Source organism: Rhizobium sp. CFBP 13726, from assembly GCF_014841925.1.
Taxonomy (GTDB): domain Bacteria; phylum Pseudomonadota; class Alphaproteobacteria; order Rhizobiales; family Rhizobiaceae; genus Neorhizobium; species Neorhizobium soli.
In genome coordinates, this window is sequence record NZ_JACYUU010000003.1 from 452,475 (window position 1) to 470,494 (window position 18,020).

At 60.5% G+C, this 18,020-nt stretch carries 14 protein-coding genes and 1 tRNA gene; 13 read left to right on the plus strand and 2 right to left on the minus strand.

All coding sequences use genetic code 11. The features are described from left to right. Window positions 1-127: 127 nt before the first annotated feature. The 13 genes from murA (at window position 128) to IFT66_RS16270 (ending at window position 10,198) form a co-directional block, all read left to right on the plus strand. Complete coding sequence (gene murA / locus IFT66_RS16210) at window positions 128-1,420, plus strand: UDP-N-acetylglucosamine 1-carboxyvinyltransferase (protein ID WP_192078224.1); 1,293 nt, start codon at window positions 128-130, stop codon at window positions 1,418-1,420. 153 nt (window positions 1,421-1,573) lie between these two features. Beyond that, the gene (locus IFT66_RS16215) at window positions 1,574-2,416 is read left to right on the plus strand and encodes an oxidoreductase (protein WP_174195605.1); all 843 of its coding nucleotides are present in this window, start codon (window positions 1,574-1,576) and stop codon (window positions 2,414-2,416) included. An 83-nt stretch (window positions 2,417-2,499) separates the two neighbouring features. Further along, window positions 2,500-2,931, plus strand: a complete 432-nt coding sequence (locus tag IFT66_RS16220; RefSeq protein WP_174195606.1) for a DUF2948 family protein — start codon at window positions 2,500-2,502, stop codon at window positions 2,929-2,931. A 42-nt stretch (window positions 2,932-2,973) separates the two neighbouring features. Continuing rightward, window positions 2,974-4,287, plus strand: a complete 1,314-nt coding sequence (gene hisD, locus IFT66_RS16225; protein WP_192078225.1) for a histidinol dehydrogenase — start codon at window positions 2,974-2,976, stop codon at window positions 4,285-4,287. 2 nt (window positions 4,288-4,289) lie between these two features. After that, window positions 4,290-4,763, plus strand: coding sequence for a UPF0262 family protein (locus IFT66_RS16230; protein ID WP_062453857.1), 474 nt, complete (start codon window positions 4,290-4,292; stop codon window positions 4,761-4,763). Between the two features lie 68 nt (window positions 4,764-4,831). Further along, window positions 4,832-5,263, plus strand: a complete 432-nt coding sequence (locus tag IFT66_RS16235) for an arsenate-mycothiol transferase ArsC (protein WP_062454876.1) — start codon at window positions 4,832-4,834, stop codon at window positions 5,261-5,263. A gap of 129 nt (window positions 5,264-5,392) precedes the next feature. Beyond that, entirely contained in the window at window positions 5,393-5,611 is a 219-nt protein-coding gene (gene infA, locus IFT66_RS16240) for a translation initiation factor IF-1 (protein ID WP_062453856.1), read from the plus strand. Window positions 5,612-5,639: 28 nt separating this feature from the next. Then, complete coding sequence (locus IFT66_RS16245; protein WP_062453855.1) at window positions 5,640-6,260, plus strand: Maf-like protein; 621 nt, start codon at window positions 5,640-5,642, stop codon at window positions 6,258-6,260. A 22-nt stretch (window positions 6,261-6,282) separates the two neighbouring features. Beyond that, the gene (gene yacG / locus IFT66_RS16250; RefSeq protein WP_062579059.1) at window positions 6,283-6,501 is read left to right on the plus strand and encodes a DNA gyrase inhibitor YacG; all 219 of its coding nucleotides are present in this window, start codon (window positions 6,283-6,285) and stop codon (window positions 6,499-6,501) included. A 181-nt stretch (window positions 6,502-6,682) separates the two neighbouring features. Continuing rightward, a tRNA-Phe gene (locus tag IFT66_RS16255) sits at window positions 6,683-6,758 on the plus strand. Between the two features lie 426 nt (window positions 6,759-7,184). Further along, window positions 7,185-7,508, plus strand: a complete 324-nt coding sequence (locus IFT66_RS16260) for a hypothetical protein (RefSeq protein ID WP_192078226.1) — start codon at window positions 7,185-7,187, stop codon at window positions 7,506-7,508. A 106-nt stretch (window positions 7,509-7,614) separates the two neighbouring features. Further along, window positions 7,615-8,334 carry a hypothetical protein gene (locus IFT66_RS16265; RefSeq protein ID WP_192078227.1) on the plus strand — a complete coding sequence of 240 codons (720 nt, stop codon included), beginning with the start codon at window positions 7,615-7,617 and terminating at the stop codon, window positions 8,332-8,334. A gap of 508 nt (window positions 8,335-8,842) precedes the next feature. Beyond that, complete coding sequence (locus IFT66_RS16270; RefSeq protein ID WP_192078228.1) at window positions 8,843-10,198, plus strand: pilus assembly protein TadG-related protein; 1,356 nt, start codon at window positions 8,843-8,845, stop codon at window positions 10,196-10,198. 52 nt (window positions 10,199-10,250) lie between these two features. Here the strand turns inward: IFT66_RS16270 and pbpC are convergent, their stop codons facing one another. Together pbpC and IFT66_RS16280 are read right to left on the minus strand one after the other, a co-directional pair. After that, window positions 10,251-12,332, minus strand: coding sequence for a penicillin-binding protein 1C (gene pbpC / locus IFT66_RS16275; RefSeq protein ID WP_192078229.1), 2,082 nt, complete (start codon window positions 12,330-12,332; stop codon window positions 10,251-10,253). A 140-nt stretch (window positions 12,333-12,472) separates the two neighbouring features. Next, window positions 12,473-17,938 (minus strand): alpha-2-macroglobulin family protein, encoded by a 5,466-nt coding sequence (locus IFT66_RS16280; RefSeq protein WP_192078230.1) that lies wholly within the window; start codon window positions 17,936-17,938, stop codon window positions 12,473-12,475. Window positions 17,939-18,020: the final 82 nt, after the last annotated feature.

Genomic DNA, 18,020 nt, shown 5'->3' on the forward strand with positions numbered 1-18,020 from the left:
TTTGCAGTGCATAAACGGGTTGTGGCACGATTTGCTCTCATCCGCAGTTTTCATCACGGATTGAAGCGGGACAAGGTTTGGTCTAGAGACGCAAACCCGGCCGCTTGAGAGAAAGAGTTACCACACCATGGATCGCATCAGAATTTCCGGCGGCAACGAGCTTCACGGCACGATCCCGATCTCGGGCGCCAAGAACGCCGCGCTGCCGCTGATGATTGCGTCGCTTCTGACCAGCGATACGCTGACGCTCGAAAACGTGCCGCATCTGGCCGATGTCGAACAGCTGTTGCGCATCCTCGGCAATCATGGCGTTGATGTCTCCGTCAACGGCCGCCGCGAAAGCCAGGCCGAGAGCTATTCGCGCACGATCAATTTCACCTGCCGCACCATCGTCGATACGACCGCTCCTTACGAGCTGGTCTCCAAGATGCGCGCCTCGTTCTGGGTGATCGGCCCGCTGCTGGCGCGTGAAGGCAAGGCCCGCGTGTCGCTTCCGGGCGGTTGCGCCATCGGCACGCGTCCGGTCGATCTGTTCCTGGAAGGCCTGCAGGCGCTCGGCGCCATCCTCGAGGTCGATGCCGGCTATATCAACGCGTCGGCCCCCAAGGGTGGCCTTGTCGGCGCACATTACACTTTCCCCAAGGTTTCGGTCGGCGCCACGCACGTCATGCTGATGGCGGCAACCCTTGCCCGCGGCACCACCGTCATCGACAACGCCGCCCGCGAACCGGAAGTGGTCGATCTCGCAAAATGCCTGACGGCCATGGGCGCCAAGATCAGTGGCGCCGGCACGCGCACCATCACCATCGAAGGCGTGGCCTCACTGTCGGGCGCCCGTCACCGCGTCCTGCCGGACCGGATCGAGACCGGCACCTATGCGATGGCGGTTGCCATGACCGGCGGCGATGTGGTGCTCGAAGGCACGCAGGCCTCGCTGCTTGAAAATGCGCTCGATACGCTGCGCCTTGCCGGTGCCGAGATCACCGAAACCGAAAGCGGTCTGCGTGTCGTCAGGAACGGCAACCGGATCCAGCCGGTCGATATCGTCACCGAACCCTTCCCGGGCTTCCCGACGGACCTGCAGGCACAGTTCATGGCGCTGATGACCATGTCGTCAGGCGTTTCGCATGTCACCGAAACCATCTTCGAAAACCGCTTCATGCACGTGCAGGAACTGGCCCGTCTCGGTGCGCGCATTTCGCTGTCCGGGCAGATGGCGCGGATCGAAGGCGTTTCGCAGCTGAAGGGTGCGCCAGTGATGGCAACAGACCTTCGCGCATCGGTGTCGCTCGTCATTGCCGGCCTTGCGGCCGAAGGCGAAACGATCGTCAGCCGCGTCTACCATCTTGATCGTGGTTTCGAGCGTCTTGAAGAAAAGCTGACACGCTGCGGCGCCATCGTCGAACGCGTCAGCGACTGAGCAATATGGCCTGAAGAGGCCGCATGTTTCGAGGGATGAGGGGCGGCCAGGGGGATACCTTGCCGTCCCTTTTTTCATGCCTATGTCAGGTATTGTCATCCAACACGCCCCGCCTCATTTTCATGATCCGGCTTTTCCATCGGAGATATTTTTATGACTGATGCATCTTCCAACGTCTGGTTCATCACCGGCTGCTCCTCCGGCTTCGGCTTGGAACTCGCCAAGCTGACAATTGCAAAGGGCTTTCCGACCGTCGTCACGGCCCGCGACAAGGCGAGGCTTGCTGATCTCGTTGCAGGCCACGACAATGCGCTCGCCGTTGATCTCGACGTGACCGACGAAGGCCAGATCGCAGCTGCTGTCAGCGCTGCCGAGGAAAAGTTCGGGCGCATCGACGTCCTCGTCAACAATGCCGGTTACGGCTACCAGGCCTCGATCGAGGAAGGCGAGGAAGACGAGATCCGCGGCATGTTCGATGCCAATGTCTTCGGCCTTTTCGCCATGACGCGGGCGGTGCTGCCCGGCATGCGCGCCCGTCGCAAGGGCCACATTCTCAACATCACCTCCCAGGCCGGCTTTATCGGCTTCCCGGGCTCCGGTTATTATGCGGCAAGCAAGCACGCCGTTGAAGGCTTTTCTGATGCGCTGTCCGCCGAAGTTGCAGCGCTTGGCATCAAGGTCACTTGCGTCGCACCGGGTCCGTTCCGGACGGATTGGGCCGGCCGTTCGCTGAAACAGACGCCTGTCAAGATCGACGAGTATCAGGATACCGCAGGCGCCCGTCTGTCGCAGACGGCAGGCTATAGCGGCCAGCAGCCGGGCGATCCTGTCCGTGCTGGCGAAGCCATGATCAAGGTCGTCGAGGCGTCCAACCCTCCGCGGCATCTCGTGCTCGGCGAAATTGCCTATACCGGCATCACCGCCAAGCTTTCGGAACGCCGCGACGAGATCGTTGCCTGGAAGGACACGACGCTCTCTGCCGACTTCCCGAAATAGTTGCTTCTTGCCATGCGCCATCCTATCTCCAGACCATCAAACAACGGGGCCCACATCGCGGCCCAGGAACGGAATGGACGCGCATGACCGAGCTCAAGCTTCTGGCTCTCGATACCGACGATCTGGGGATCGTGTCTGCCCATATGCAGGATGCGGTGTTCAAGCTGTCCGACGTGCAGTGGTCGGCGTCGGAAAAGATATTCTCGCTGGCTGCCAACAGGTTTGATTGGGAAAAGGCCGGCGAGAAGAAAAAGGGGTTCGAGCGGCACCGTGCAGCGCTCGTCCTCAAGCGCGTGGAAGCAGTCCGTTCGACCGGTATCGACCGCAACCGCAAGGATGATGTCCTGTCGCTTCTCGCCGTGCGCTTCATGGCCAAGGGCGAGGGGCCTGATGGCACCGTGGAACTGATGCTTTCCGGCGGCGGCACCATTGCTCTCGATGTCGAATGCATCGAAGTTGCTCTTGCAGATATCGGCGGCGCATGGGAAACCGCAACGAGGCCGCGCCATCCTTGACCGGCCTTGTGATCATGGCATGGAACGGGAAGGAATATCCGCTTGGCACTCTGGCTTGAGCAGACAGCACCGGACTTCGAGACACGCTTTTCCGCTTTTCTTTCGACCAAGCGGGAAGTCTCCGAGGATGTGAACGCCGTCGTGCACGCCATCATCGATGACGTGCGCGCCCGCGGCGACGCGGCACTTGTCGACTATTCAAAACGCTTCGACGGCATCGATCTTGCAGCGACCGGCATCCGCGTGACCGATGAGGAGGTCGACAAGGCCTTCGCCGAAACGGACCGCAAGGTGATCGACGCGCTGAAGTTCGCAGCCGAGCGGATCGAAAAGCATCATGCCCGCCAGATGCCGAAGGACGATATCTACGAAGACGCGATCGGCGTTGGCCTCGGCTCCCGCTGGACAGCGATCGAAGCCGTCGGCCTCTACGTGCCGGGCGGCACGGCATCCTATCCAAGCTCCGTGCTGATGAATGCGGTGCCGGCAAAGGTTGCCGGCGTGCCGCGCGTCGTCATGGTCGTGCCGGCCGGTGGCGGCACCATCAACCCGGCCGTCCTTGCCGCGGCACGCATCTCGGGCGTTACGGAAATCTACCGCGTCGGCGGTGCGCAGGCCGTAGCAGCGCTTGCCTATGGTACCGATACGATTGCGCCGGTCGCCAAGATCGTCGGTCCCGGCAACGCCTATGTGGCGGCCGCCAAGCGCCAGGTCTTCGGCATCGTCGGCATCGACATGATCGCCGGCCCATCCGAAGTGCTGATTCTGGCCGACAAGGACAACGACCCCGACTGGATCGCCGCCGACCTTCTGGCGCAGGCCGAACACGATGCCGGTGCCCAGTCGATCCTGATCACCGACGATGCCGAATTCGGAAAATCGGTCGAGGCAGCCGTCGAGCGACAATTGAAGACACTGTCGCGCGCAGAAACGGCCGCCGCGAGCTGGCGCGATTTCGGCGCTGTGATCCTGGTCGAGAATTTCGAAGCCGCGTTGCCGCTGGCAAACCGCATTGCCGCCGAACATCTGGAATTGGCCGTTGCCGATCCGGATGCGCTCATGGCCGGCATCCGCAATGCCGGCGCCATCTTCATCGGTCGCCACACGCCTGAAGTCATCGGCGATTATGTCGGCGGCTCCAACCACGTTCTGCCGACGGCACGCTCGGCACGCTTTTCGTCCGGCCTCGGTGTGCTCGATTTCGTCAAGCGCACGTCGATCCTCAGGCTCGGACCCGATCAGCTGCGGCAACTGGCGCCGGCCGCCATCACGCTCGCCCATTCGGAAGGGCTCGATGCACACGCCCGTTCGGTCGCCATCCGCATGAACGCCCATCCTCCGCAAGACGAGGGCTAGGGATGGGACAAGGGCACTTCCGGCTCTCGGATGTCGTCCTCGACGACTCGATCGGGCGCTCGACGCCCGATGTCGAACATGAGCGGGCAGTTGCCATCTTCGACCTTGTCGAGGAAAACGCCTTCGAGCCGGTCGGCCATGCAGGCGGCCCCTACACGTTGAAGCTTTCGCTGGTCGAGGCAAAGCTGATGCTCACCATCACGGGCGAAGCGGGCGAGGGGGTTGCGGTCCACATCCTGTCGCTGACGCCGTTCCGGCGGATCATCAAGGACTACTTCATGATCTGCGAAAGCTATTACGAGGCGATCAAGACCTCCACGCCATCGCGCATCGAGGCGATCGACATGGGCCGCCGCGGCATTCACAACGAGGGCTCGCAAACCCTGATGGATCGTCTCGACGGCAAGATCCGCATCGACTTCGATACCGCAAGACGGCTGTTCACGCTCGTCTGCGTGCTCTACTGGCGCGGCTGAAGACCATGGCGGCCGATGACGAACCGACAAGGAAGCAGACGATCGGCATTCCGACCGCGATCCTCTTCATGTGCGGTTTCAACTCCATCCGTTCGCCGATGGCGGAGGCCATTGCAAAAAGCCTGCTGCAGCCCGATATCTACATCCAGTCGGCGGGCGTCCGTTCCGGCGAGCACGATCCCTTCGTCGATGTCGTTCTGGAAGAGGTGGGCCTTTCGCTCAACCGCAACCGGCAGCACAAGCCGCGGACGATGGATGACCTTGAGGATGATTTCTTCGATTTGATAGTGACGCTGACGCCGGAGGCCCATCACGCGGCGCTGGAACTCACCCGTTCGAACGCCGTCGATGTGGTCTATTGGCCGACCATGGATCCGACGGCTGCGACCGGCACGCGCGAGCAGGTTCTCGACGCTTATCGCGAGGTGCGAGAGCATCTGTGGAAGCTGATTGACCGACGGATGAGGCCCATTCGCAGGCCACCTCCGGCAGGCGATTGACGGTCTTCAAGAATCGCTGTCAAGCGAGGTTCACAAACCGGACGCGATTGTGTAGTTTCCGCGCAAATTTCGAGGCGGCTGATCAGATTTCGGCCTGCCCGACCTTCAACACAGAAAGAAAACCAATACATGGCTAAAGAAGAAGTTCTTGAATTCCCGGGCATTGTCGTCGAACTGTTGCCGAACGCGACCTTTCGCGTGAAGCTTGAGAACGAACACGAAATCATCGCCCACACCGCGGGCCGCATGCGCAAGAACCGTATCCGCGTTCTGGCAGGCGACAAGGTTCTTGTCGAAATGACCCCTTACGACCTGACCAAGGGTCGCATCACCTACCGCTTCAAGTAAGAATTTCTCGCGGCAAAGACGGGTCCCCATGGCGATCGAACAAAAGCTCATCCTGGCCTCAGGCTCGCCGCGTCGTCTCGATCTTCTCAATCAGGTCGGCATCGAACCGGCCCGGCTGATGCCGATGGATATCGACGAGACACCCAAGCGGGTGGAGCATCCGCGTTCGCTTGCGCGTCGTCTTTCGACGGAAAAGGCGGAGGCCGCCTTCGCCGCCGTCAACAACGATCCCGCCTGGCGCCACAGCTATATCCTGTCTGCCGATACGGTCGTGGCGGTCGGACGCCGCATCCTGGAAAAGACGGAGTATACGCAGGACGCCAGTGCCGCCCTGCATCTTCTGTCGGGCCGCGGCCACTGGGTCTATACCGGCATCTGTCTTGTCACGCCGGGCGGCCAGTTCCGCCAGAAGGTGGTTGAGACCAAGGTGCGCTTCAAGCGACTGTCGACCCGCGAGATCGAGAACTATATCGCATCGGGCCAGTGGCGGGGAAAAGCCGGGGCTTACGCGATCCAGGGCATCGCCGGCGCCTTCGTGCAGAAACTCGTCGGTTCCTATTCCAACGTCGTCGGCCTGCCGCTTCATGAAGTGACGGGTCTGCTGGCTGGCGAAGGTTTTGACGTCGCCGGCGCATGGCCGCAAGGCTGAAGACCTAAGAAGGAGGCCTGATATGGCTGAAACTTCAAACAAGGACATCACGACAGGCGGCAAGGTGGAGCCTTTGCGCAAGGCAAGGCCCTGTCCCGAATGCAGCCGCCCTTCCGCGCGCGAACACTATCCCTTCTGCTCGGACCGCTGCCGCAATCTGGATCTCTCCCGCTGGCTGCAGGGCAGCTACGCCATCCCCGTGGCCGACGATGAAAGCAAAGCCGACAACTACGAGGACTAGATCCTCGTCCGGTTCGGCCTTTGATTTCGCTCATGAAATCAGGTTTTTCACAAACCTTTCAAAAAAGTCGTCCGGGGTGCTGGACATGGCCGAACAAGATGTTATAACCCCGCTCGCTTCCCGGGGATACAAACCCCGGCCGGTCAACCAAGGACCGGAACGGCTTGCATAAAGCCCGGATGCCCGGATAGCTCAGTTGGTAGAGCAGCGGATTGAAAATCCGCGTGTCGGTGGTTCAAATCCGCCTCCGGGCACCATTATTTCTTCGAGAAATACAGTGTCTTAATGTAAGTTTGACATTCAGCTCGGTGTCTACTCATGTTGCGCACTGTTGCGCGCCAATTCCCTTGATTTCCGGGCAGTTTCCTCCACACTTGGCTAGTCCACGCAACATGGACGCAACACGCCATGCGAGGAATAATGGCTGACCATCTCGGTATCCAATGAAAGTCTCCGATCAGTTCCTGAGCAGAGAGGAAGCGTCCGCCGCAAGATCGGATCACCAGAGGCAAGCGGACGACTGGCTATCGAAAATCATAACTTCGGTCTCCACCGGGTCTGGCGCTGGGCTCATAACGCTTTCGACGTACATTGCGACGAAGTCTCCTTCATTTTGGGCGCAGTGGCTGTTGCTAGTGTCAGCGACCGCGTTCCTAGTCGCACTAGGCTTCGCAGCATCTACGATGGCTGCAATGTTCAACCACGAGACCTACAAAGCACACGCATACCAAAGTCTCGTAGACCGCTTTGACTTTGATAAACATTTCAAGGCTGCCGTTCCTGAAAAAGACGCGAATGTTTTCCTCAATGGTCACAGCAATCAGGAGCACGCGGGCCACAACTATGCAGACCGAGCGCACGAAAGCGCCTCGCGTAGCCTTATAAGGGGCGTCCTCTTCCTGTTGTTCGGTATAGTCACGACACTAGCTGCCATTGTTAGCGACAACGCCGATTTTTCGGCCATCTCCGGCGCAGTTAGCTGGATTTTCCGCCGGATGTCATGCTGATGGACAAAGCGCAGCACGAGGCGCGCTGGAACGCGTTCATGAAATCAATAAACAACGAGGCAGCCTCTGGTACCGACAGAGGCTTGGTACTCGTGTGCGGGTTTGCATGAGCGGCATATGGGATCGGTTTGTGAGCGCCGCATGCAGCACTGGCGTAGCCCATTGGCCGGCTTGTGCGCCAACGTGGCAAACATACATTTCTCCAGAAGCTTTAACCAATATCTTTGCGGCCGTCTTCGGTGCTCTTATCGGAGCCATCGTCGGCGGCATAGCAAGCTTTCTCGTACAGAAGCTCTCTCTTCAAGAACAACGGGAAGATAGAGCGAGCGAGGAAGAAAAGCTTCTAAAGGACAGACTTAAACTGACCATCATGACTACCATGCGCATCATGGCAGACATGCAAAATGTGCAGCAACAACTCATCAATTACCGGAATATGAATCCGCCTGATTTCAAGCTATGGCAGGCTGCGCACACGCTACAATTCACACCCGCTTTTCGTCCAGAACTGACGCAACTCGAAGCGCTCATGCGTCTGAACTCGCAGGAGTTGATTAATGTTTCTATGTGGCTTTACAGTGAATACGGGTCGATGTTTTCGCTGGTTGAGCGCTACAACCACCTGCGCGAGGATTATATCGAACGACGGTGGTCGCTCCCCAGCGATAGAGTCGATGCGATGATTAGCAATCTGCAGAACCTCGCCTCTTTTATAGACAGCAATTCACAACATATTATCGTGCAGACGAGCTACCTTCAGCAGCTAATCGGAGAAAAATCGAAGCTCTATTTCGGAGATCTCGATTTTCTTAAATTAGAGAAGTGACGCCAAAAGAACTGCAATAACCGTTTCTACTGGCTACGGTTTTGAGAACTAGGCAGTACAACGGTGTTTGTGTAGCCATCAGCTTGTCGCCGTATGATCTTCAGGTCCCCCGAGATCCGCGCAAGTTCGAGCGTCAAGCGCACTGTTCCTTTGCCGAAGCCGGCCAGTTTGGCCACCTCCGGGCACCCTTTTTTTTCGAGAAAATGCCTGTGTTGATCGAGTCCAGTTGAAGGCGATTTTTCTCGTCTTTGCAGATCCGGGCATCTCTACCACTCCGCTGTTGTTCGTCAAAAACGCGACTCCACAAGGATCGGCCGACTTCTTTGGTGAGCGGCCTCCCGTTCCCCACCACTGGCCACGAGATCAGGCGCTGCAAAAACACGTTTCGTTAACAATTTCAATTAGCTACTTTAGTAACAAACATTTGAAACGGTGGGAGCTGATCGAATGCTCTGATCGAACTGCAGCATGATGCCGCTATAAAAAACTAAAAGGCAGATTGCGGTTTATGCTTGCAAAATTGAGGTCTATTTTTTCCTGCACCCGGGGCAATTTCGGGGTGCTCACCGGCCTTATCATGGTTCCTTTGATCGGTAGTGTCGGTTTGGCAATCGATTTCGGACGCGCTTTGGAGGCAAAATCCTATCTCGATGCCGCTGCGGATGCTGCGGTACTTGCTGCAGTCTCCGAAAAATCCGCAGCGGTCGCAAAAGCCATGAAAATGGCCGAGGATGGTACTGTCGCCATCGCGGACACCGAAGCCAAGAAAATCTTCAAATCTCAGTTGTCGGCCAGATATGGGGACAACATGGAAGGTTTGTCGAGCCTGCTGATCGACGTCAAGCTGGAGCTGGTAAAGTCCGACGGTGTCGTCACATCGAGACTGAAATACGCCGCCACTCTACCCACGACCTTTACGCGGATCCTCGGCAATGACGAGATGGCGATTTCGGGGCAAGCGACCGCAGCCTACCTGATACCGAGTTTTCTGGATTTCTACATGCTGCTGGACAACACGCCATCGATGGGGGTCGGCGCGACTGCCGAAGACGTGGCGAAACTGGAAGCTGCAACGAAGAATGGATCGGATGGGAAAGGCAAGGACGCCAACTGCGCTTTTGCATGCCACATCGTTTCGACGAGCGGTGTCGCCGACAAAAACAGCTATTACTATCTCGCCAAAGAAGTTGGCGCGACCATCCGCATCGACGTTGTCGCGGAGGCGGTCTCCGCGCTCATGACAACGGCGCAGGAGACTCAGACCGTTTCAGGCCAATTCAAGATCGGTGCCTATACGTTCGGACAAACCTCTGCCGATGCCCAGTTATACACCGTTTCCGAGCCGACGAGCAATTTCACCTCAGTGGCAAAGGCCACGAAGATGATTGAGCTGATGAGCGTTCCGAGCCATTCGTCGCCGAACGGGCAGACCGACTACAATGAAATACTGTCCAAGATCGGCCAAAAGATCAAAACCGTCGGTGACGGGAGCAGTTCGGCGGATAGACAGCCAATCGTTTTCCTTGTCGCGGACGGCGTTGGAGACGCATACCGTTCCGATTGTACAAAGAAGCTCTCGTCATCCAACGGCGATCGTTGCATGGAGCCGTTGAATGCCAGTCATTGCAACGCCCTGAAGGCGCGCGGAATAAAGGTCGCAGTCCTGTACACGACCTATCTGCCTCTGCCCAAAGACGGTTTCTACAAGAAGTGGATCGCACCCTTTCAGAAGGAAATTCCAACGCAGATGCAATCTTGCGCCACGGAAGGCTACTATTTCGAGGTCAGTCCGACCGATGGCATAAGCGAGGCAATGGATGTCTTGTTTCGCAAGATCGTGGGCCGTGTACGGCTGACAAGCTGACGGGCCTGATCATTCCGATCTCGGTCCGGTTCACTCCTGGCCTAACCCGCCCTCACTCCACGAACACCCGCACGGTTGCAGCCCGGCCGGCGGAATCGATCACCGTCAGTGTCGAGAAGCCCGCGCCTTCGGGTAACCAGTTGTTGGTGCGGCGGCGGGAAAGATCGGTGAGGGGTTTTCCGTTGGCCAGCCAGCGGAACGGCGGGCGGCCGCCCTGCAGTTTCAGCACCAGCGGCGAGATCTCGCCGGTTTGGGCGCCGAGATCCACTTTGGCACCCTCGGGCGGATAGACGATCTGCGGAGCGGCCTCGCGGGTCGAGGCGCTGATCAGACCGCTTGCTGTCATCGAGAAGCGCCGCTGGCCCATCGGCAGGTCCGATTGCGCCAGCCGGGCCGTGGCTGATGGTGGCGATGGATGCGGTGTGATCGCGACGCCGGAGCGGGCGAATGCCTCAAACAGGATCGGCGCCGCTGTCTGGTAGCCGGCAATGCCCGGCACGGCACCATTGTCCGGCCGGCCGACCCAGACACCCAGTACGTGGCGTCCATCATAACCCACCGACCAGGCGTCGCGGTATCCGTAACTCGTGCCGGTCTTGTAGGCGATGCCGAGGCGGCGGCTTCCGGTTGGCGGCAGCACATCCGAAAGGATGTCCGTTACATTCCAGATCGCCTGAGGCTCCAGCAATGGCTCGCTGTCCAGCCGTGCCGCGATGGTGTCGATACCGTTGCCGAGGCGAACCGGCTGGCCGCCATTGGCGAGAGCAGCATAGGCCTGGACCAGATCCCTCAGCGTGATGCCGACCCCGCCAAGCCCGATGGCAAGGCCCGGCGCCTCGTTCGGCGGAAGCACCGGATGCACCGCTGCCCGTCTGAAGCGGATCATCAGGCGCGACGGGCCGACGGCATCGAGCAGTCGGATCGCCGGAACGTTGAGCGACAGCTGCAAGGCCTGGCGCACCGTGACATCGCCCTGATAGCTCATGTCGAAATTCTTCGGCCGATAGCCGAAGAAATCCGCCGGCCGATCCTCGATCATCGTTTCTTGCGCCACCAACCCCTGTTCGAAGGCAAGTCCGTAGATGAAGGGCTTCAGGGTCGACCCCGGCGACCGCAGCACCCGTGTCATGTCGATCCAGCCGGCGCGGCTGGCATCGAAATAGTCGGCCGAACCGACCTGGGCGACAATTTCGCCCGTCACTGCATCCGCCATCACCATGGCGAGCGATGCTTTCGGTTCGAGCTTCGCCGAAGCTTCCCTCGCGACGTCTTCCAGCTTCTGCTGAATGCCGCGTTGCAACGTGCTCTGGTATCGCGGCACCCCGGGCTGTTTGCGGATTGCGGCTTCCGCCATATGCGCGGCGAGCGCCGGCAATTGCAGTCTTCGCCGGGGGAGGCCGTCATGGGATGCCCGTTCCGCTTCCCCTTCACCCGTCAGCGACGCAACGGCCGGCCTTGAGAGAACGCCTTGACGGGCCCGCATGGCCGATTGCGGGTGCCGGTCCGGCCGCCGCGTTTCCGGCGATTGCGGCAGGGCGACAAGCAGAGCGGCTTCCGCCACCGTCAGTCTCCCCGGCTCCTTGCCGAAATAGGCAAGGCTTGCAGCCCTCACGCCCTCGAGATTGCCGCCATAGGGCGCGTAGGTGAGATAGAGCTCGAGGATCTCCTGCTTGTCGAGGCGGCGCTCGATCTGGATGGCGCGGGCGATCTGCAAGAGCTTTGCCGAATAGGACCGGGCTTCCCGGGGCTCGATCAGACGCGCGACCTGCATGGATAGCGTCGAGGCGCCGGAAACGATCCGCCCGTTGACGAGAAGCTGGAACGCCGCGCGGCCCATCGCCTTCAGGTCAATGCCGCCATGCTGGTAAAACCGCTGGTCCTCATAGGCGACAAGCATCTTCAGGAAGCGCGGATCGACATCCGCGATCGAGGTCTTCAGACGCCAGCGGCTTTCGGATGTGGCAAATGCACGGAGCAGCAGCCCGTCCGCGTCAAGCACCTCTGCCGATACGGTTTGCGCCTTGTCGAGCGGCGGCGGATAGGCGCGGTCTGCAGCGTCAAGCCCGATCGCCAGCCCCGCCGCGAGCGCGACGCAAAGACCAAGGCCCAACGAATACGTCCATCTGCGTCTCATGGCATTCTTCTTGTCGTCCTGCCGCTGACTGCCTCGACTTCACTCTGCAAGGTGATCATCATTCGAGGCTCCCCGGTCGCAATCTAATGCTGCAAGCTGCCGCCCGATGAGGCGGACGGCAGCCACCTGCCTGTCGTCTCTCACGGCGCTGCCACCACCTCCATCTTGCCCATCGCCGTCCTTGCGGAAAGCTGCGGGCGGTACATGTCATCCACCTGTGCCGCCGGATGATCGTAGGTGCCGGGTGTCACGGCGCGCACCACATAGGCGAGCGTGATCTTGCGGTTGTCACCCTCGGCGCGGTTGAAGGCTGCAACGAAACGGTCGTTGCGGAACTCCGTATGCGCGGCCTGCACCTCCTCGATCCAATCGAAATTGGCAAGGCTGGCGCTGTTGACGATGCTTGGGTTATCGATCTCGAAACCCGCCGGCAGGAGATCGGTCACGACAATGCGCGACGGCCAGTCGTTTGTCTCCGTGACGTTGAGAACGACGACATAACGCGTGTTCTGCTGCGCCGTGCTGACATTCGCCTCCTCGCCGTCCATCGTGTAGTAGGTGCGCGTGATCTCGAACCCATCGCCGCCGGCAGCTAGCGGCTGCGCCGGGGCGGCAACCGTGGTGATGGCGGCAGACAGCTTGTCCTTGCTGTCGTTGCGAACCGTCAGCGGATGGTCGAGCAGCACGTCGCCTGGCATCTGCGACATCAGCGTCCCGATGTGGGCCGCGCCGTTGACGCTGAGACGCAGGTCTTCGTCGCCGTTCTGCAAGGCCCGGGCCGCCAGCAGCATCCAGGTCTGTTCCTGCGTGCTTGTATGTTTCTTCGCCACCCATTCCTTGGCAACGACATTGGCAAGTGCAGGCACGATCGGCGGCACCGGCCGACTTTCGGCGGCCAGCGCCAGAACCGCTGCACCATCTCGCAGCGAGGAGCCGTAATCCGAACGGCTGAGGCTGACTTTCTTGATCTGCGCATCTTCCGACATCTGCAGCGCGTCGTTGAAGATGGTGCGCGAGCGCTGGGCATCGCCGTAAAGCGAAAGCGCTGCAGCGATATGCGCCTTGGCAAGCGGTGTCGGGAAGTCGCCGAGCATCGTATCGGCATAATAGCGCAGGTCGCTGATCGCAGCCTTTCGGTTGCGCGCCAGCACGTAGAGCGCATAGGCGATCTGATTGCCCTGGTCGGCGACATTGGTTGTGTAGGCCAGAGTGTTCTGCAGATTTTCAAGCGCCTGGACGAGCGGCTTTTCAGGCACGTCGAAACCCTGTTCGCGGGCCCGCGACAGGAAGTCGGTAACATAGGCATCCAGCCAGAGATCGGTGCCGGCACCATCAGGTCCCCAAAGCCCGAAACTGCCAGCCGATGCCTGGAAGGAGAGCACGCGGAAGATCGCATCCTGCACGCGCTTCTTGACCTCGGCATCATCGGCAAGCCCGTTCTGAACTGCCATCTGGCTCAGATAGAGAAGCGGAAGTGCCCGGCTTGTCGTCTGCTCGGCGCAGCCATAGGGATAGCGGTCGAGGCTCATCAGCAGCGCCGGAATATCGAACGCGTTGGAGCGGCTGACATTGACGCTGACCGAGGCGCCCTGAAGCACGCTGTCGGCAAGAAGGTTGGAATCCACCGTTACGCTTGCGCCGGGCTTCAGATCCACCAGCCGGCGCTCCGTCACCGGCATGGCCGCCGGGCGAACCGGGATGTTGAGAACCTGATCGACCGACAGGCCGGAAGCATTCGAGACCCGGATCGAAACAGTGCCGTCACCCGGCCCGATGCCCACCAGCGGCAGCGTCACACTCGTTTTTCCGCCGGCCGCCAGTTCGACCGGCTTGATCGCGCTCTGGCCGACCGCAACAGGGTCGTTTGTCGTAACGCCGAGATCATAGGTGCCTGCGGGTCCGTCGGTGTTGACGATGTCCAGTCTGAGGTTGCTGTCGTCTCCCGGCGCAAGAAAGCGCGGCAGGCTGGCGGTCACGACGATCGGATCGCGGATGATGACGTCTTTCACCCCATGACCGACCCCGGATTTCGACCAGGCGACGGCCATCACCCGGGCAGTACCGTTGAACTGCGGGATGTCGAAGGAGACGTTCGCCTTGCCTTCTGCATCAAGCTTCACCGGGCCCGAGAAGAACGCGACAAGCTTTTCCTTCGGCGGGCTTGCCTGCAGTGCCATGCTGCCGCCATCACCACCGGTGCGCAGGCGACCGGTAGCACCAAGCGAGCCATCGATCAGCCGGCCGTAGATGTCACGGATTTCGAGCCCGAGGCGGCGCTGGCCGAAATACCAGTCGTCCGGCGCCGGTGGCGCGTATCGGGTGAGATTGAGGATGCCGACGTCGACGGCTGCAATCGTCACATAGGCATTTTCGTTGGCGCCGGCACCGGTTACGGCCACGGAAATATCCAATGGCTGACGCGGCAGGGTCTTGTCCGGTGCCGTGATCGCGACCGCGAGATCGCGCGCTTCCGGATCAACCTTCAGCCAGGTGATGCCGATTGCCCGCATCGGCATGCGGTTTTCACGCGCCGCGCCGGGGCGGTACAGCGTCGCAGTCACGTAGGAACCGGCCCCCCATTCGGCCGTGACGGGGATCTCGATCTCTCCGCCGGTCTCCGCAAGGCTTGCCGTCTTCACCGCAATCAGCTGCTCGGAGCCTGCCAAGATCATCAGTTCGCCGGCATAGCGCGAGGAAACCTTGAGCTTGGCTGTGTCGCCGACCTTGTAGCTCGGCTTGTCGAGGGCGATCTCCAGCGCGTCGGGGGTCTCGGTCGAGGTGGCGGTCACGAACCAGCCGGCATCGAACTCGGTGCTTGTGGCCGGGCCGCCGACATCGGCTGTCTCGACTTCCAGCCGGTAACGGCCCCACGCGACCGGAACCGAAATCCGGCCACCGTCGGCAGACACGTCGACGCTGCCATTGGCGACCTGCTTGGTGCGGGTGATCGGCTCGTAGCGCCAGGAACTGCCCTCACGATACCACTGATAGTCCTGCTCGACTTTGACCAGCTTCCAGGCCAAGCCTTTCGCGGCCTGTTTCGCTCCGGTCTCGTCCACGAGAATGACGTTGAAACTGCCGACAGCGCCCTCGGGTAGGTCGCCTGAGAACTCCGGCTTGATGCCGATCCGCGGTCCATCCGCCTTGACCGGCAGCGACAGGGTGCGCTCGATCGCACGGCCACCGGTTTCCTGCATGCGCACGACGATATCGGCATTTACAAGCTTGGTGGTCGAGGGAAGCTCCGCGACATCTGCTGCAAACGATGCCTTGCCGTCTTCATCGGTATCGTCGAGTGCCTCGAGCGGAATGCGGACGGTTTCCGCCTGTTCCTCATCTGCAAGGCCGAACTGGTAGCCGGGGAACGCGGCGTTTTCGCGGGTCGGCTTGAGGGCGATCTCGCCTTCAAGGCCAAGTCCCGCCGCCGGTGCGCCATAGAGGAAACGTCCGTCAATCTCGACCGTAGCGGGTTCGCCGACCACGATTTCCTTCGCCGCGCTGGTCATGTCGAACTCGATGCGATCGGGCACGAAATCATCGACCAGAAACGTCTTTTCGCCGATCGCCGAGCCTTTGGGATCGGTAAAGACCTGCATTGTCCAGGTCCCGCGCATGGACGTGTCCTGCAGCGCGAGATCGAGCGTATAGCCACCGAGCGCGCCTGTTTTCACCACGCGGCGATCCTCAACGCCGTCAGGGCGCAGGAAGACGAAGGTGAGCGGCAGGTTGTCGATCGCGGTCGCATCCACATTGCGGGCAAGGGCGCTTGCATGCACCGTCTCGCCCGGCCGGTATATGCCGCGTTCCGTCCAAGGCAAGAGATCGATCGCGCCGGGTGCCGGCCGGCCGGTGACGCCGCGATCGGAGAGATCGAAACCGGCGCGGGTCATGTCGAGAAACACGTAGTCCTGGCCGCTGTTTTGCGCCGTCAGCACCGCCGGCACCATGGCCGCCGTCCCGCGCATCAGGCCGGCCGTAAACTCGGCACGGCCATCGCCATCGGTCTTTGCGGTACCGAGCACTTCGTTATTCTTGGCAAGAAGCTGCAGATCGACGCCGGCAATCGGCTTGGCCGAACCGAGCGAGCGGGCAAACACACTGAGGCCGTCGGTGCCGGCATATGTGGTCAGCCCGATATCGGAAACGACGAACCATTGGGTCGCCTTGTTATCCCACTCCTGCGAAATGGCGTTGGCGGCCGATGCGGTCAGCACATAGACGCCGGGCTTGCGGTTCGGCAGCGCCTCGTCGACCGGGAAACTGGTTGCCACATCCTTGTTGAGTTCGCGGTTGGTTTCGGGCCCAAGATCGATCGTGCCCTGCCAGACGAGTTCGCCGTTTTCCTGCTCGATGCGGTCGGCGGTGTAACCGCTCATCTGGGTCAAAAATTCCGAATCCGTCAAAAGCGGCGCGATATTGCGGTCGCCGATCCGGTAGAGCTTGAGAGCGGCCTTTTCGGTATTCACCGAGACGATTGGAATGCCACGCCGGGCCGTGGATGGCAGCACGAAACTGTCGCCGGTAAACCGCACCGTAGGCGAACGATCCTTCACGTAGAGGTCGAGATCGACCTGCGCTGGAAGCGGTTCATCGACGGAGGAGGGAAGGCCGCGCCGCAGCGACAGCTTGTAACGCTGGCCGTGGGTCAGACCCTCGACGCAGATCTGGCTGTCCTTTGCCTCCATCGCCTTCGGCGCCTTGCCGTCCAGCGTGACGAAGGGCGCATAGTCGACGCCCGCCTTCACCAGAGGATCGGAAAACTGGACGCAGGCACGCGGATTGGCGCTGTCTGCATCGACCGTGTTGCCGGTCACGCGAAAACCGTGGCGCTCGCGAAGGTCGTTATAGGAAGCCTGCACCGTGCGGGCGCTGACCAGCGCGAGGCTCTGCTTGTAGGCGGAAAGCGCCTGGCGGTAATTCTGCTGCTTGGCAAGCGCTGCGCCGAGAACGGCAAGCGCATCGGCTCTTGCCTGGGTCGTGCGGGTAAGAAGATAGCCGTTGATGGCGCCAAGGGTCGCATCGCCGTCTGCAGAGCTGTTGCCATTGGCAGTGGAGGCGGCGCGGGCAAATTCGATCCAGAGTGCGCCATCATCCGGCGTCAGCGACAGGGCGCCTTTGTAATTATAGATCGCATTATCGAAGCGGCCTGCCAGAAGTTCGGCCTGCGCGTCGGTCTTCAGTCTTTCGACATCCCGGCCCTGCTGGTTGTCGCCAAGCGTCAGGCCATCCTTCTGCTCGCGGGCCTGCTGAAGCAGTTCTTCCGTCAGAAAGGAGAGCCGCGGCGCCGCTCCGATATCCGGTTCCGCCGCCACTTCGACGATCTTGCCGGCGACCGCGCCTATAAACGGATTGAGCTGAGCGTGGTCGGACTTGAGAAAGCACCACTTGGCTTTGACATTATAGGTAAAGGCGCGGCACTGGTTGTCGCCGATACAGGCGGTTTCGCACTGACCCTGGCTGACATTCTTGACGGTCCGCAGATCAAAACCCGAATAGTCCCCATCCGCCGTGGTCTCTATCCGCCGCTCCGCCGCCGAAAGAGGCAGCGCCAGAACGAAAGACGAAAACAACAATGCGGAAAGTCCGAAGATCGCGCGCCTAGACATCAAAAGTCCCCCCGGTGGCTGTCGTCCAAGTTATGTTGTCGGATCTGAGTAAGCACTTGTCAACGGAAGTAAAGCCAACCAG

Excerpts from the sequence above, each read along its gene's own strand:
- murA (WP_192078224.1), top strand. The coding sequence starts at position 128 with ATGGATCGCATCAGAATTTCCGGCGGCAACGAGCTTCACGGCACGATC.
- IFT66_RS16230 (WP_062453857.1), top strand. The coding sequence starts at position 4,290 with ATGGGACAAGGGCACTTCCGGCTCTCGGATGTCGTCCTCGACGACTCG.
- IFT66_RS16220 (WP_174195606.1), top strand. The coding sequence starts at position 2,500 with ATGACCGAGCTCAAGCTTCTGGCTCTCGATACCGACGATCTGGGGATC.
- IFT66_RS16215 (WP_174195605.1), top strand. The coding sequence starts at position 1,574 with ATGACTGATGCATCTTCCAACGTCTGGTTCATCACCGGCTGCTCCTCC.
- IFT66_RS16260 (WP_192078226.1), top strand. The coding sequence starts at position 7,185 with ATGGCTGCAATGTTCAACCACGAGACCTACAAAGCACACGCATACCAA.
- IFT66_RS16235 (WP_062454876.1), top strand. The coding sequence starts at position 4,832 with ATGTGCGGTTTCAACTCCATCCGTTCGCCGATGGCGGAGGCCATTGCA.
- IFT66_RS16245 (WP_062453855.1), top strand. The coding sequence starts at position 5,640 with ATGGCGATCGAACAAAAGCTCATCCTGGCCTCAGGCTCGCCGCGTCGT.
- infA (WP_062453856.1), top strand. The coding sequence starts at position 5,393 with ATGGCTAAAGAAGAAGTTCTTGAATTCCCGGGCATTGTCGTCGAACTG.
- yacG (WP_062579059.1), top strand. The coding sequence starts at position 6,283 with ATGGCTGAAACTTCAAACAAGGACATCACGACAGGCGGCAAGGTGGAG.
- IFT66_RS16270 (WP_192078228.1), top strand. The coding sequence starts at position 8,843 with ATGCTTGCAAAATTGAGGTCTATTTTTTCCTGCACCCGGGGCAATTTC.
- pbpC (WP_192078229.1), bottom strand. The coding sequence starts at position 12,332 with ATGAGACGCAGATGGACGTATTCGTTGGGCCTTGGTCTTTGCGTCGCG.
- IFT66_RS16280 (WP_192078230.1), bottom strand. The coding sequence starts at position 17,938 with ATGTCTAGGCGCGCGATCTTCGGACTTTCCGCATTGTTGTTTTCGTCT.
- IFT66_RS16265 (WP_192078227.1), top strand. The coding sequence starts at position 7,615 with ATGAGCGGCATATGGGATCGGTTTGTGAGCGCCGCATGCAGCACTGGC.